The sequence below is a fragment of the Entomomonas sp. E2T0 genome, from assembly GCF_025985425.1.
Taxonomy (GTDB): domain Bacteria; phylum Pseudomonadota; class Gammaproteobacteria; order Pseudomonadales; family Pseudomonadaceae; genus Entomomonas.
This window is the reverse complement of sequence record NZ_CP094972.1, coordinates 2,312,189-2,325,790: the sequence shown is the minus strand read 5'-3', so window position 1 is coordinate 2,325,790 and position 13,602 is coordinate 2,312,189. Positions and strand designations below refer to the sequence as shown.

Genomic DNA, 13,602 nt, shown 5'->3' with positions numbered 1-13,602 from the left:
TACTCAACACTTACTAACATTCTTATTCACAGATATTGTGGATAAATACCCTACTCTTTAACTTATCGTTTTAACTAATGAGGAATTATCGTGCATGATATTAATGTATTAAGCCTGTTCGATGGAATTTCAGTCGGTCGTTTAGCATTAGATCGCGCAGGTATTTCCGTTAAAAACTACTATGCTAGCGAGATAGATAAATATGCTATAAAAGTTAGTGAGAATAACTATCCCGATATTATCAGACTTGGCGATATTAATAACTGGCAACAATGGAATGTTGATTGGTCTAGTATTGATTTAATTCTTGCTGGTTCGCCTTGCCAATCATTTTCAATAGCTGGTAAGCAATTAGCCTTTGATGATCCAAGAGGTAAGTTATTTTTTGTTTTTGTAAACATTCTAAATCACGTTAAAAAGTTTAATCAAAGCGTTAAATTCTTACTTGAAAATGTAAGAATGAAAAAAGAGTTTATTAAAGTTATTAGTGACTATTTAAACGTAGACCAGGTAGTCATTGATAGCGCATTATTAAGCGCACAAAGTAGAAAAAGACTATATTGGTGTAACTGGCAAATAACACAACCAGAAGATAAAGGAATATTACTAAAAGATATTATTGAACATGGGTTTGTGGATAGGGATAAATCATACTGCATTGATGCAAACTATCACAAAGGATCAAATTTTAATAATTATTTTGAAAAATCACGTAGGCAGATGGTCTTTTTAGACAAAGAATATAAAGATTTCAGAATATTAACACCTATCGAGTGTGAACGCCTACAAACTCTCCCTGTTGGATTTACTGATGGCATTAGCAATACTCAACGATACCGTTGTTTAGGTAATGGCTGGACAGTTGATGTAATAGCACACATTTTAAAATGTTTAGTAGATCAGCCAGAAATATCAAATCAACCAGTAGTTACTATTCCTAAATCTAATCAATTATCACTTTTTAACTAATGAGGTGTTTATATGCCTTTAAATAACTTATTAAACAAACTAACTAAAAGAGAAAGAGAAATTTGTATTTTGTTAATCAATGGTTATCCAGCAAAACAAGTTGGTTTTGAGTTGGGAATTGCAGAACCAACCGTAAAAAGTCTTACGACAAACATATTTAATAAGCTAGGTATTAACAATAAAACACAGTTAGTCAGCTTTGTATTTACAGATTTTATTAAGAATATCGCTAATAACTCTTTTAGTGATCCAGTAGAAGCAGCTAATCAGTTCTTAATTAGTTTACAGGTAAAGCCTACTTAGGGCGTGGAGTGATTATGAGCATATTTAAAAATATTCAAGAAGAAAATGATTTTTGTAATACTCAATGTGCTAACTGTATGGCAGATATGAGAGAAGATTGTAATATTTTTGATGATGATGAAAAAGCATAAAAAAGAGTGGATGGCAAGGTCATTTGTACAGTATCAGAACCTATACCAGATGGTTTATTGCCTAATCAAGATGATCAAAATACTTTTCCTATGTTCAATAACTGGAAACCAGATATTGAAGTATCAGAATCCACTTTAAAAGAATTTATATTTTTTTGGACTAACAAACCAGATATTAAGAAAACTAATGAACAATGGCTACAAGCATTAGCACAATCTCAACAATATGCAGATAGTAGAAATGAATACTATCGTAGTAAAGGTGGTCAAGATGAGTGAAGTATTAACAGATGAAGAAGTGGCAGAAATCACTGGATTTATAAGGTCCAAACAACAAAAAGAATGGTTAATTAAAAATAATTGGCCTTTCTCAGTTAAAAAGAATGGCAGGCCCTCTGTACATAGACTAGTTATGCGCATGAAGTTAGGTGTGCCTATTGAAAACACACAAACAGATAAAGAAGAAGAATTTATATTAGATTTAACTAAGGTAGGATGATATGCGACCTAAGAGTCCTGAAAATAGAGAATTACCAGTAAGAATGATAAAAAGAGTAAGGACCTTAAAAAACGGGAAAAAACTAACATATTATTTCTATAACGCCAAAGGTACAACATCAAAACAAAAAGAAATCCCACTAGGGCCTGACTTAGATGAAGCAAAAATAAAATGGGCCGAATTTGAACAAACAAAAGAGCCTTTAATATTGAAAAATAGAAACAAATTGGGTTATCTATTTGATAGATATGAAAGAGAAATAGTACCAACCAAAGCACCAAGGACCCAAAAAGATAACTTAGCAGAATTAAAACAACTAAGAAAAGCATTTGAAGATGCACCAACTAATGCTGTAAAACCGCATCATATAGCACAATACAGGGACGCTAGGACCGCGAAAACTAGGGCGAATAGAGAAATGGCCCTACTTTCTCATATCTATAAATATGCTATTGAATGGGGAATTGCAAAAGAAAACCCTGTAGCTGGTGTTCGTAAGAATAAAGAAAAAAGCAGGTCCTACTATGCTGATGATGAAGTATTTTATTCAGTATATAAATATGCGGACCAAGCATTAAAAGATATGATGATGGTTGCTTATTTAACGGGCCAACGCCCTGCTGATGTTCTTAGCATTAGAATGGCTAATATAACTAATGAACATTTACTCATAGGACAGAATAAAACAGGCCATAAATTACGAATTAGGCTTATCAATGATGATGGTCCTACAGGCTTAGGAATGTTAATCAACAACATTATTTCAAGAAAACAAGAAGGTGGGCCTTATTTAATATCTGTTAATGGTAAAGGTATAACCTACTCTATGTTAAGAAACAGGTTTGAAAATGCTAGGATTGATGCAATGAATGAAGCATTATCAAATAAAGATCAGGACCTAGCGGATAGAATTAAACAATTTCAATTTAGAGATACCAGGTCCAAAGCAGCTAGCGACATGAATGATATTAGTGCAGCTAGCAAACTTCTAGGTCATAGCAAAGAGAAAATAACTAGAGACGTTTATATTCGCATTGGTCAAGAGGTGGACCCACTCGAACGCTAATTATTACGGAAATGATATTAATCCATTACGGAAACATACATTTACTATAGGCAATAAAAAAGCCAGCAATCTTTTACAATTACTAGCTTTTAAATGGTGGGCCCAGCAGGACTCGAACCTGCGACCAACGGATTATGAGTCCGCTGCTCTAACCAACTGAGCTATAGGCCCTTAGTGGGGGCAAATTATACAGATAGAAAGTAAATTCGCCAACCTATTTTTAAGAAAATTATTCGTCTAAGAACGAACGCAGATGCTCACTGCGTGTTGGATGACGTAGTTTTCTTAAAGCCTTAGCTTCAATTTGACGTATCCGCTCACGGGTTACATCGAACTGTCTACCAACCTCTTCTAATGTGTGGTCAGTATTCATATCAATACCAAAGCGCATTCTTAGTACTTTTGCTTCACGAGCAGTTAAGCCTGACAATACTTCTCGAGTCGCTTCTTTTAAACTTTCAGAAGTTGCCACATCAACAGGTAATTGCATTGTTGCGTCTTCAATAAAGTCGCCAAGATGTGAATCTTCATCATCGCCAATGGGTGTTTCCATTGAGATAGGTTCTTTGGCAATTTTTAGTACCTTACGGATTTTATCCTCAGGCATATCCATGCGCTCACCTAACTCTTCAGGTGTTGGCTCACGTCCCATTTCTTGTAGCATTTGACGTGAAATACGATTTAGTTTGTTAATCGTTTCAATCATATGCACAGGAATACGAATGGTTCTAGCTTGGTCTGCAATCGAGCGAGTAATCGCTTGACGAATCCACCAAGTAGCATAGGTTGAGAACTTATAACCACGACGATATTCGAACTTATCTACCGCTTTCATTAGGCCGATATTACCTTCTTGAATAAGGTCTAAGAATTGTAAGCCTCGATTAGTATATTTCTTAGCAATAGAAATAACTAAACGTAAGTTTGCTTCCACCATCTCTTTCTTAGCACGACGTGTTTTAGCTTCGCCAATAGAAACACGACGGTTAATATCTTTAACTTCAGAGATTTTTAGGCCTAAGTTTTCTTCAATATCCAATAGCTCTTGTTGTAAAGCTTGAATATTTTCTACCTGCTCAGCCATTGCTTCAGCATATTTACTTTTACCACTAGCAATTTTAGCAGCCCAACTAACATTGGTTTCATTACTAGGGAAATGGCGTAAAAAGTCAGTACGTGGCATTTTGGCATTACGTACACAGGCTTGCATAATTAAACGTTCACGTTTACGCACTTCACTTAATGCCTGACGCACCATACCAATCACAATATCATATTGTTTAGGTACTAGTTTAATAGGCATTAAGATATCAGCTAACGTCTGTAATTGCTCTTGTACTTTGGCTGATTTACGAGAGCTCTTTTTCATTAATTTTTGTACAGCTGCAAATTGCTCTGCTACCGCTGTAAAACGAATCCGCGCCTCTTCTGGATCTGGTCCACTTTCGCCATCACCATCGTCTGAATCTGATGCTTCTTCATCTTCATCATCGTCTAAATCATCATCTTTGGCAGCGACTTCTTTTTCTTTAATTTCTAATGGGATTTCTTCAGCAGATAAGTCACCATTTTCCGCATCAATATAACCAATGAGCAGATCAGATAAACGACCATTCTCTGTAGTAATACGTTCATATTCAGCTAGAACATGTTCTACAGGACCTGGAAAATGCACAATAGCACTCATTACATCGCGAATACCTTCTTCAATACGCTTCGCGATTTCAATTTCACCCTCACGGGTTAACAGATCAACCGTCCCCATTTCTCGCATATACATGCGCACAGGGTCTGTAGTACGACCAATATCACTTTCAACAGCCGCTAATACAGCAGCAGCTTCTTCAGCTGCTACTTCATCAGTATTGGCATCTGATAGTAGTAAAGAATCTTCATCAGGGGCTACTTCGTAAACGTTAATCCCCATATCATTAATCATTCTAATGATATCTTCGACCTGCTCTGGATCTGAAATATCCTCAGGCAAATGATCATTAACATCCGCATAAGTCAAATAGCCTTGTTCACGGCCACGACTAATCAATTCTTTTAAACGGGATTGCTGGTTTTCAGACATAGGACTCTATCCAAGGTAGATCTATAGCAAAAAGAAAATTAGCTGAACAGTATAGCAGAAAATAGCCTACTAAACCAATACTAATCACTTCGTCTTAGCTTTATTAGCAAGTAATTCTGTTAATTGGCTCTTTTCTTCATCTGTTAAAGCACTGCCTTTTTTAAGCAACCTATCTAACTGGGTTTCACTTTGTTGCTTAATTAGCATTAATATGGTGTCTATAAACTCTTTTTCAAGGTTTTCTTCATTGTTAACTAATGGTTCTTCATTTAATAAATTAGCTAATAGCCCCTCTTTATCATAACTAGCTAACTTACCCATCAATTGGAAGTTATTTAAATGAGGCTCTTTAGCTAATAAGGCAATTGTTTTTAACAATAGCTTACCATAACTACCCTCAACCTCTTTAAGATCAATAATATTATCTAATTTAGTTATTAAGATTGGTCGTTGTAATAAGTGGCGTAATGCAAGCATTGCAGGTGCTAATTTAATCTTCTTAGTACCTTTATTAATGGCTATTTCAGGTACAGCACTAACATTATAAGGATTTTTTACAGGTTGTTTTGAAATGGGCTTAATAGCTAATAAATGACTTTGATCTAACCCTGTTAAATCTTCTAGCTTCTGGTACATAAGTGTTTTTAAGCCACTATTGGGCATTTTACTCAATAATGGTGTTACCACAGAGGCAAGGTGAGCCTTTCCCTCCAAGCTATTAGGTGCAGCATCCTCCATTAAATGAGTAAAGAAATAATCCGTCAAGGATTGTGCTTGCTGACTGATACGCGCCCGAAAAGCATCCTCGCCCTCTGCCCGAATTAAACTATCAGGGTCTTCCCCATCAGGTAAAAATAAAAATCTGATCTTTCGACCATCTTGCAAATGAGGCAAGGCAGACTCTAAGGCTCGCCAAGCAGCTTTACGCCCTGCCGTATCACCATCAAAGCAAAATAATATGTTGTTAACAATACGAAATAATCGCTTTACATGCTCCTCTGATGTAGCCGTACCCAGAGTAGCTACGCCATTGGTAAAACCAAACTGAGCCATAGCAATGACATCCATATAGCCTTCTAATACTATAATCTCGTCTAAATGGCGATTATTTTTTCTGACTTCATATAATCCATAAAGCACTTCACTTTTGTGGAAAATAGGTGTTTCTGGGGAGTTAAGGTATTTAGGTTTATCATCTCCTAAAACCCTGCCGCCGAAAGCAATCACCCTACCTTTAGTATCTCGAATAGGGAACATTACCCTATCACGAAAACGATCATAGCGACGACCATTGTCAGCATTTTCTACTACTAAGCCTGCATCTATTAGTAATTTCTGTTGTGCATCATCAGCGTCTAAAGACTTAATAAGATTATTCCACCCTGGCGGCGCAAAACCTAACCCAAAATCACGAGCAATAACTCCAGTTAAGCCTCGTTGTTTAAAATAATCTACAGCTATTTGTTTGGCTGGGTGTGTTCTTAGTGCTTGCTGATAAAACTCGGTAGCTTTTGATAATAAAGAATATAATGGTGAATCAACAGATTGTCGTTGACCTTTGCTTAATGAACTTTCCTCATAAGGAATATCCAGCCCCATCTGCTTAGCTAATACTTCTACTGCTTGAGGAAAATCTAAGTGATCATATTCCATGATAAAACCCAGTGCACTACCAGAAGCACCACAACCAAAACAATAATAAAATTGCTTATCAGGGCTTACAGTAAAGGAAGGTGTTTTTTCATGGTGAAAAGGACAACAAGCTGAGTAGTTTTTACCACTCTTTTTTAGTTGAATACGACTCCCTACCACGTCAACAATATCTGCGCGATTCAATAAGTCATCAATAAAAGATTGTGGTATTAAGCCAGCCATAATGTACTATTTTAACAAATCTGAAAAATAAAAACTCCATCCTAATAGCTAGGATGGAGTTTTTAAGAATTATTAATAAAATTCAAGCTTATAAAGCTTAAATTCTTAATATCAATTAATAATTGTGTTTTGCTGGACGTTGCTCACGCGAAACTTTCTTTGCATGACGCTTAACAGCTGCTGCCTTTTTACGCTTACGTTCAGCCGTAGGTTTTTCATAAAATTCACGACTACGGACATCAGCCAATACACCAGCTTTCTCACAAGCGCGCTTGAAACGACGTAATGCTACATCGAAAGGTTCATTTTCTTTGACTTTAACAGCAGGCATTCAGGTCTTACCTTTAATAAACAGTTAATAATTCGTTGATAAATAGTACTTATAATAAGTACCCAGTTAAATTAAAGTCGCAATACTACTATTTTTTGCTTGGCTAAGCAAGTTTTTCTATATATTTTTTGGCAATGTTTTAAAAAGGAAAAAAATACAGAAACTAAACAATACAATATCTACAAGCAGCATAACTACCGATGACCAATGATGATATCCATCTACCAATAAACTAAAAGATCTTCCTGCAATTAATCCAGTTACAATTACTAGCTCAACATTTAATAAAATATGTATATGTGATTTTGAAAAGCAACCATATATAAATAATGATCCGAGCGCTAAATATACGCCCATAATAGTTCGAAAAATATGTAATTCATTTACATTGACAGAAGCATTGAATAACCTGCTTAAATGTTCTTCTGTGGGTAACCCCACCATTAAACCTGTTACTATAAAAATAATGCCTGATATAACCAAAAAAAACTGAACCGCTTTGTCTTTTATTACAATCATTTACAACTCTATTATTAAATCAAAGGCTATATCAATTCTTCAAAAGCTGATTGATAAGCTGCACATTGCTGTGCTGTTAATAAAAACACTCCATGCCCTCCTTGAGCAAACTCAAACCACATAAAATCTATTTCAGGATATAGCTTTTTAACATGTATTTCACTATTACCAACTTCTACAATCAAAACACCTTGCTCTGTAAGATGATTGGCAGCTTCTGCCAATATTACTTTAACAATATCTAAACCGTCCTCACCAGCCGCTAAACCTAATTCTGGCTCATGCTGAAATTCTGGAGGAATATCTGCCATATCTTCTGCATCAACATAGGGAGGATTACATACAATCAAATCAAAACGTTGATTAGGCAAGCTATCAAAACAATCACCTTGTACGGTATATACCCTATTATCTAAGTGATAGCGCTCAATATTTAAATTAGCTACCTCTAATGCTTCAAATGATAAATCTGCCAATACTACTTCAGCTTTGATAAATTGCTGCGCACAAGCAATACCTATACATCCTGAACCACAGCATAAATCTAAAATACGTTTTGGAGTAGATGTTAGATATGGCTTAAATTGATTTAAGATTAATTCGCCTATAGGGGATCTTGGTATCAACACTCTTTCATCTACATAAAACGGTCGACCGCAAAACCATGCCTCACCTAACAAATAAGCAGTAGGAATTCTTTTTTCAATCCGCTCACTAATTAAACTTCTTAACTCTTCTTGTTCTTCTTGCTCTAAACGACAGTCCAAATAACTATCAGGCAAATCAAACGGTAGACTTAAATAACCTAAAACCAATTGTCGAGCATCATCCCACGCATTATCAGTACCATGCCCAAAAAATAAATCATGTTGGTGAAACTGTGTAACAGACCAACGGATATAATCTCGTATTGTTAACAAATTCGATATTTTAGGTAGCATTTAATACAACCTTTAAATAATAAGCAATGAATAATATAATAGACTAAACCATTCGCTAACACTATTTTTAATAAAAAAATAGCTTTTAATATGCCTTATCAGCTTTTTTACGGTAACATATTCCACCAGTATTGTTATTAGGATTAATTTATGCAAGACCAAATAACCATCATTCGTCCTGATGATTGGCATATTCATCTACGAGATGGTGCTGCATTACAACAAACAGTAAAAGATGCAGCTAACCAATTTGCACGCGCTATTGTAATGCCAAACTTAGTCCCTCCCGTAAAAAATACTCAACAAGCTACAGATTACCAACAACGGATTCTTGCAGCCATCCCTAATGGCAAACACTTTAAACCATTAATGACCCTCTATTTAACAGATAACACTACTATAGAAGATATAAAAACAGCTAAAGCTAGTGGTATTGTCTATGCGGCAAAGCTATATCCAGCTGGCGCCACCACTAATTCCGATTCAGGTGTAACCTCATTAGAAGGTATCTATCCCATATTAGAATGTATGGCTGAACAAGGACTTCCCTTATTATTACATGGTGAAATAACACGTCCCGAAATAGATATATTTGATCGTGAAAAATATTTTATAGATGAACATCTAACTAAATTAGTTAAACAATTTCCTAACCTAAAAATAGTACTAGAGCATATTACTACTCAAGATGCCGTTGAATTTGTAAAACAAACATCCAATAATGTAGCAGCAACTATTACAGCACATCATTTACTTTATAATCGTAATCATATGTTAGTAGGTGGTATTCGACCTCATTATTATTGCTTACCCATTCTAAAACGAAATATACATCAACAAGCACTTATAGCAGCAGCAACCAGTGGTAATCCAAAATTCTTTTTAGGAACAGACTCTGCCCCTCACTCTACTCAAACTAAAGAAGCAACCTGTGGTTGTGCAGGTTGTTATACAGCATTTGCAGCTATTGAGCTTTATACAGAAGCTTTTGATCAAGCAGACGCCCTAGACAAGTTAGAAAACTTTACCAGTTGTTTTGGAGCTAATTTTTACAACTTACCTATTAATAAAGATACAATAACTTTAATACGCAAAAAATGGACTGCACCAAACTCATTACCCTTTGGTGATAACCAACTAACCCCACTACGTGCAGGAGAGGCCATACACTGGCAATATTTGAATGAGAACAACAATGGCAAATGAGTATATGGATAACCATTTCGAGGAAACTAAACAAACAGGGCAAAAACACCCTATGGCACAACGCTTTCGTGGCTATTTGCCGGTTGTAGTTGATGTAGAAACAGGTGGTTTTAATGCTGCAACAGATGCGCTACTCGAAATAGCAGCAACTACCATCAGTATGGATAACAATGGCCTTCTCTATCCAGAACATAGTTATTTCTATCGTATCGAACCTTTTGCAGGGGCCAATATTGAAGCCAGTGCTTTAGAGTTTACCGGTATTAAACTCGACCACCCTCTTCGTATTACCGTAACTGAAGAATTTGCTTTGACTGAAATTTTTCGAGGTATCCGTAAATCATTAAAAGCCAACGATTGTAAACGTGCAATCCTAGTAGGCCATAACAGTAGTTTTGATCTAGGCTTCTTAAATGCAGCGGTTACTCGTACAGATATAAAACGCAATCCTTTTCATCCATTCTCCAGCTTTGATACAGCCACCCTAGCAGGCTTAGCCTATGGCCAAACTGTACTAGCTAAAGCATGTGAGGCTTCTGGTATTGATTTTAATCAAAAAGAAGCCCATTCAGCCCGCTATGATACAGAAAAAACAGCAGAGTTATTCTGTAATATTGTCAATTTATGGAAAGAAATAGGCGGCTGGCAAAATTATTAATTTCTTTACTAAAAAACATATCCTCTAGTGTAAAAACAATAGAGGATTATAAAATCTCACTTATTTTATTGCTTTTAGCACCTTTGCAATAGTGATTTTATATTTACTCTGCAAGAAACTCGTATTAATACCTGCTAATTTCATTTTTAATTCAAGCTTTTCTAACTCTTTAGTTTTTAAAGTAAACGCTTCTGAATCTTCTTCCACTGTTTCCAATAAATCTACTAGCTCTAAAGCACGTTTGCGATCTTCTAGTTCTGGCGGTAAGAAACCTGAATTTTTTAATATACGATAAGCTGCTTTCAGGTGCGGTGGCACATGGCTATCATCATCAATTTCCAAAGGCTTGCCCTGTCCTGGTAAATTATCTAACTCACCTTTTTCAATGGCTTGCAGAATATGCTTTTCTGCCCAATCATCAATAATAGACATAGTGCTTTATTACTGTTGTAAATCCATTAATAAATGCTGGCAATTCGGATAATACCAATCAACCAATTCAGGCCATGCATTGTTAGGATAGTTTACTAAAATAGTATGACTACCTGCATTTTTACCACTGGCCAGATCATGCAGAAAATCGCCTATAATTAACATACTTTCAGGTGCCACTTGCCAAATATCTGCTAACTTCAATAGTCCATCAGGTGATGGTTTTGGTTGTGCTTCATCACGTCCTAGTATAAGTTCTTTAGTAAAATACTTATCTAATCCTATTGCTTGTAGTGTTATATAAGCAAGTTGTTGATCATTTCTGGTTAAAATAGCCAGTTGATAGTCTTGCTCTTTCAAAAACTTAACTAATTCTATAGAGCCCAAAGCAGGCTTAGCATTTTGCGCTAACTCTTTTTCGTGCTCAATTAACCAAGCATTTTTTTCTACTCTTTCTTGCTCAGGCAACATCGCTAGATGAGCAAGAATATCAGCTTCTGGGGGAATACCTAACACTTTGCGAATTGCAGGAAAATCATGAACAGCTTGGGTTAATGTGCCATCCATATCAAATACCCAATATTTGATCACTTTAGGTTTTTTCTGTTTAGTTACCATAAGTATTTCTCTTTTAACAACTTTATTGGTGATAGCTTGTCTATTATCACTTATAATCTGTCGCTCATTGTATCATCACCCTTTTAATAAATAATCGATTTGTTATAACCTTATGTTTTACCTTATTATTGTCACTATCCTATGGGCTTTCTCTTTTAGTCTAATCGGTGAGTATTTAGCAGGCAGTGTCGATAGTTACTTTGCTGTAGTAACTCGTATCTCCTTAGCTGCTTTAGTATTTTTACCTATCACTCAATGGCGTGGTATAGCAAAACCGTTTATTAAAGGCGTAATGATCTGCGGTGCTTTACAGTTTGGCATTACTTACGTCTGTTTATACTTAAGCTTTTCCATGCTCACTGTGCCAGAAGTATTACTATTTACTATTTTAACACCACTGCATATTACATTAATTGATGACTTATTAAATCGCCGCTTTCAACCTTGGGCATTATTAGCTGCTTTAATTGCTGTATTCGGTGCTGGGATTATTCGTTATGATGCCATAAGCCCAAATTTCCTCGTTGGTTTTTTATTATTGCAGATAGCTAATTTTACCTTTGCAGCAGGCCAAGTTTATTATAAATTTTTGATTAACCATTATCCTTCCACAGTGCCTCAATATAAACGTTGGGGCTATTTTTATATTGGTGGTTTTTTTGTCGCCTTCCCTGCCTTTTTATTATTAGGTAATGCCGCTACCATTCCTCAAATAACCCTAGAGCAGTGGAGTATTTTGGCTTGGTTAGGATTTGCCGCCTCTGCATTAGGCATGTATTGGTGGAATAAAGGCGCTTGCCAAGTTGATGCAGGTACATTAGGCATAATGAATAATGCTCTTATTCCAGCAGGTTTAATTGTTAATATTGTTATTTGGAATCATAATGCCGACCTTTTGCGATTAATCCTTGGCGGAATTATTATTGCAAGTTCTCTATGGATTAATAAGTTAGGTAGAAATAGGACTTTATAATGGAACTTTCCAAAAAAGGCATGGCGCTTTCAATACTTGCCTCTGTTTTATTCGCCTGCTTACCTGCTTATTTTTTATGGCTATTACCATTAACTGCAACACAAATCCTCGCACTACGTATTTTTTGGACTTTTTTTGCTTTACTTTTATTATTAGTCATTACTAAACAAACTGCCGTGTTTCAAGCAACAGTTAAGCGATTAACTAGTAATCCTAGGTTAATTCTAGTGTTAGTCCTCTGTGCTGTTATGAGCACAACCCATCAAGGTTTTTTTGTTTGGGGGCCAATTGCTAATATTATGCTTGATGTATCATTAGGCTATTTTTTAGCACCATTAGTATTAGTGATTTGTGGTCGGTTTATTTATAAAGAAACCATGCGTCCTTTGCAACTAATAGCCATTATTTTAGCGGTTATTGGCGTAGCACATCAATTATGGGTGGCACACTCACTGTCTTGGGTAACAGCTATTATCGCTACCACTTATCCATTGTATATTATTTTAAGACGTTGGTTACAAATCCATCCCATTCCAGGCTACTTACTAGAAATGGGCATTATTTTACCTTTGGCTATCGTAACTATTATTTACACAAATCCATTTAGTACTTTACAAGCTAGGCCTGTATTATGGTTACTAGCGCCTGGACTTGGTTTATTAACGGCCATCGCATTAGCCACTTTATTAGCCTCTAGTCGTTTATTGCCTGTAACGCTATTTGGAATACTCAGTTATGTTGAGCCTGCTCTATTATTCGCTTTTGCAATAATTATTTTAAGAGAACCTCTTACCCAAACTGATTTATGGACATATATTCCTATTTGGTTAGCCATTTTATTTGTTATTATAGATAGTTTATTTATATTAAGAAAACAAATGGCTAAAGTTGCAATAACACGCCAGTATACTTAATTATTAATTAATTTAACTCTACTGCTGATATCGTTCATTGCACAAAATAGGATATTAGGTAAAATCAGCAACTATATTTAACAATTGATG

The 13,602-nt window shown here is 35.6% G+C and carries 16 protein-coding genes and 1 tRNA gene; 9 read left to right on the top strand and 8 right to left on the bottom strand.

The window, feature by feature from the left end:
- Nucleotides 1-90 precede the first annotated feature (90 nt).
- From MTZ49_RS11275 to MTZ49_RS11255, 5 genes are all read left to right on the top strand, one after another.
- A complete protein-coding gene (locus MTZ49_RS11275; protein ID WP_264745645.1) occupies nt 91-969 on the top strand; it encodes a DNA cytosine methyltransferase in 879 nt (292 codons plus the stop codon).
- Between the two features lie 12 nt (nt 970-981).
- A complete protein-coding gene (locus MTZ49_RS11270; RefSeq protein ID WP_264745644.1) occupies nt 982-1,272 on the top strand; it encodes a helix-turn-helix transcriptional regulator in 291 nt (96 codons plus the stop codon).
- Between the two features lie 137 nt (nt 1,273-1,409).
- Nucleotides 1,410-1,682: a hypothetical protein gene (locus tag MTZ49_RS11265; RefSeq protein WP_264745643.1), complete on the top strand. Its 273-nt coding sequence runs from the start codon at nt 1,410-1,412 to the stop codon at nt 1,680-1,682.
- A complete protein-coding gene (locus tag MTZ49_RS11260) occupies nt 1,675-1,902 on the top strand; it encodes a DUF4224 domain-containing protein (protein WP_264745642.1) in 228 nt (75 codons plus the stop codon). The genes MTZ49_RS11265 and MTZ49_RS11260 overlap by 8 nt, the downstream gene beginning before the upstream one ends.
- A gap of 1 nt (nt 1,903) precedes the next feature.
- A complete protein-coding gene (locus tag MTZ49_RS11255; protein WP_264745641.1) occupies nt 1,904-2,968 on the top strand; it encodes a tyrosine-type recombinase/integrase in 1,065 nt (354 codons plus the stop codon).
- Nucleotides 2,969-3,062: 94 nt separating this feature from the next.
- Here MTZ49_RS11255 and MTZ49_RS11250 read toward each other — a convergent pair.
- The 6 genes from MTZ49_RS11250 to prmB all read right to left on the bottom strand — a co-directional run bounded on the left by MTZ49_RS11250 (nt 3,063) and on the right by prmB (nt 8,711).
- Nucleotides 3,063-3,139: transfer RNA gene (locus MTZ49_RS11250), tRNA-Ile, on the bottom strand.
- A gap of 58 nt (nt 3,140-3,197) precedes the next feature.
- The gene (gene rpoD / locus MTZ49_RS11245; RefSeq protein ID WP_264745640.1) at nt 3,198-5,045 is read right to left on the bottom strand and encodes an RNA polymerase sigma factor RpoD; all 1,848 of its coding nucleotides are present in this window, start codon (nt 5,043-5,045) and stop codon (nt 3,198-3,200) included.
- Nucleotides 5,046-5,129: 84 nt separating this feature from the next.
- Complete coding sequence (dnaG, locus tag MTZ49_RS11240) at nt 5,130-6,920, bottom strand: DNA primase (RefSeq protein WP_264745639.1); 1,791 nt, start codon at nt 6,918-6,920, stop codon at nt 5,130-5,132.
- 115 nt (nt 6,921-7,035) lie between these two features.
- Nucleotides 7,036-7,251, bottom strand: coding sequence for a 30S ribosomal protein S21 (gene rpsU, locus MTZ49_RS11235; RefSeq protein WP_109702367.1), 216 nt, complete (start codon nt 7,249-7,251; stop codon nt 7,036-7,038).
- A gap of 117 nt (nt 7,252-7,368) precedes the next feature.
- On the bottom strand, nt 7,369-7,770 hold the full coding sequence (locus MTZ49_RS11230) for a DUF4345 domain-containing protein (protein WP_264745638.1): 402 nt from the start codon (nt 7,768-7,770) through the stop codon (nt 7,369-7,371).
- Between the two features lie 26 nt (nt 7,771-7,796).
- Nucleotides 7,797-8,711, bottom strand: a complete 915-nt coding sequence (gene prmB, locus MTZ49_RS11225; RefSeq protein WP_264745637.1) for a 50S ribosomal protein L3 N(5)-glutamine methyltransferase — start codon at nt 8,709-8,711, stop codon at nt 7,797-7,799.
- 150 nt (nt 8,712-8,861) lie between these two features.
- Between prmB and pyrC the strand changes: the two genes are divergently transcribed.
- The gene (pyrC, locus tag MTZ49_RS11220; RefSeq protein ID WP_264745636.1) at nt 8,862-9,917 is read left to right on the top strand and encodes a dihydroorotase; all 1,056 of its coding nucleotides are present in this window, start codon (nt 8,862-8,864) and stop codon (nt 9,915-9,917) included.
- Nucleotides 9,907-10,575, top strand: a complete 669-nt coding sequence (rnt, locus tag MTZ49_RS11215) for a ribonuclease T (protein ID WP_264745635.1) — start codon at nt 9,907-9,909, stop codon at nt 10,573-10,575. Before pyrC ends, rnt begins: the two co-directional genes overlap by 11 nt.
- 60 nt (nt 10,576-10,635) lie before the next feature.
- Here rnt and MTZ49_RS11210 read toward each other — a convergent pair whose 3' ends face one another.
- Together MTZ49_RS11210 and MTZ49_RS11205 are read right to left on the bottom strand one after the other, a co-directional pair.
- Nucleotides 10,636-11,007: a DnaJ family domain-containing protein gene (locus MTZ49_RS11210; protein WP_264745634.1), complete on the bottom strand. Its 372-nt coding sequence runs from the start codon at nt 11,005-11,007 to the stop codon at nt 10,636-10,638.
- A gap of 9 nt (nt 11,008-11,016) precedes the next feature.
- Nucleotides 11,017-11,625 (bottom strand): HAD family hydrolase, encoded by a 609-nt coding sequence (locus tag MTZ49_RS11205; RefSeq protein ID WP_264745633.1) that lies wholly within the window; start codon nt 11,623-11,625, stop codon nt 11,017-11,019.
- 112 nt (nt 11,626-11,737) lie between these two features.
- On the opposite strand from MTZ49_RS11205, the gene MTZ49_RS11200 reads away from it, so the two are divergent.
- Complete coding sequence (locus MTZ49_RS11200) at nt 11,738-12,598, top strand: carboxylate/amino acid/amine transporter (RefSeq protein WP_264745632.1); 861 nt, start codon at nt 11,738-11,740, stop codon at nt 12,596-12,598.
- Nucleotides 12,598-13,512, top strand: a complete 915-nt coding sequence (rarD, locus tag MTZ49_RS11195; RefSeq protein WP_264745631.1) for an EamA family transporter RarD — start codon at nt 12,598-12,600, stop codon at nt 13,510-13,512. The genes MTZ49_RS11200 and rarD overlap by 1 nt, the downstream gene beginning before the upstream one ends.
- Nucleotides 13,513-13,602 lie beyond the last annotated feature (90 nt).

What these genes read in the sequence shown, in the direction of transcription:
- MTZ49_RS11270 (WP_264745644.1), top strand. Translation starts at nt 982, where the DNA reads ATGCCTTTAAATAACTTATTAAACAAACTAACTAAAAGAGAAAGAGAA.
- MTZ49_RS11260 (WP_264745642.1), top strand. Translation starts at nt 1,675, where the DNA reads ATGAGTGAAGTATTAACAGATGAAGAAGTGGCAGAAATCACTGGATTT.
- MTZ49_RS11255 (WP_264745641.1), top strand. Translation starts at nt 1,904, where the DNA reads ATGCGACCTAAGAGTCCTGAAAATAGAGAATTACCAGTAAGAATGATA.
- rpoD (WP_264745640.1), bottom strand. Translation starts at nt 5,045, where the DNA reads ATGTCTGAAAACCAGCAATCCCGTTTAAAAGAATTGATTAGTCGTGGC.
- dnaG (WP_264745639.1), bottom strand. Translation starts at nt 6,920, where the DNA reads ATGGCTGGCTTAATACCACAATCTTTTATTGATGACTTATTGAATCGC.
- rpsU (WP_109702367.1), bottom strand. Translation starts at nt 7,251, where the DNA reads ATGCCTGCTGTTAAAGTCAAAGAAAATGAACCTTTCGATGTAGCATTA.
- MTZ49_RS11230 (WP_264745638.1), bottom strand. Translation starts at nt 7,770, where the DNA reads ATGATTGTAATAAAAGACAAAGCGGTTCAGTTTTTTTTGGTTATATCA.
- prmB (WP_264745637.1), bottom strand. Translation starts at nt 8,711, where the DNA reads ATGCTACCTAAAATATCGAATTTGTTAACAATACGAGATTATATCCGT.
- pyrC (WP_264745636.1), top strand. Translation starts at nt 8,862, where the DNA reads ATGCAAGACCAAATAACCATCATTCGTCCTGATGATTGGCATATTCAT.
- rnt (WP_264745635.1), top strand. Translation starts at nt 9,907, where the DNA reads ATGGCAAATGAGTATATGGATAACCATTTCGAGGAAACTAAACAAACA.
- MTZ49_RS11210 (WP_264745634.1), bottom strand. Translation starts at nt 11,007, where the DNA reads ATGTCTATTATTGATGATTGGGCAGAAAAGCATATTCTGCAAGCCATT.
- MTZ49_RS11205 (WP_264745633.1), bottom strand. Translation starts at nt 11,625, where the DNA reads ATGGTAACTAAACAGAAAAAACCTAAAGTGATCAAATATTGGGTATTT.
- MTZ49_RS11200 (WP_264745632.1), top strand. Translation starts at nt 11,738, where the DNA reads ATGTTTTACCTTATTATTGTCACTATCCTATGGGCTTTCTCTTTTAGT.
- rarD (WP_264745631.1), top strand. Translation starts at nt 12,598, where the DNA reads ATGGAACTTTCCAAAAAAGGCATGGCGCTTTCAATACTTGCCTCTGTT.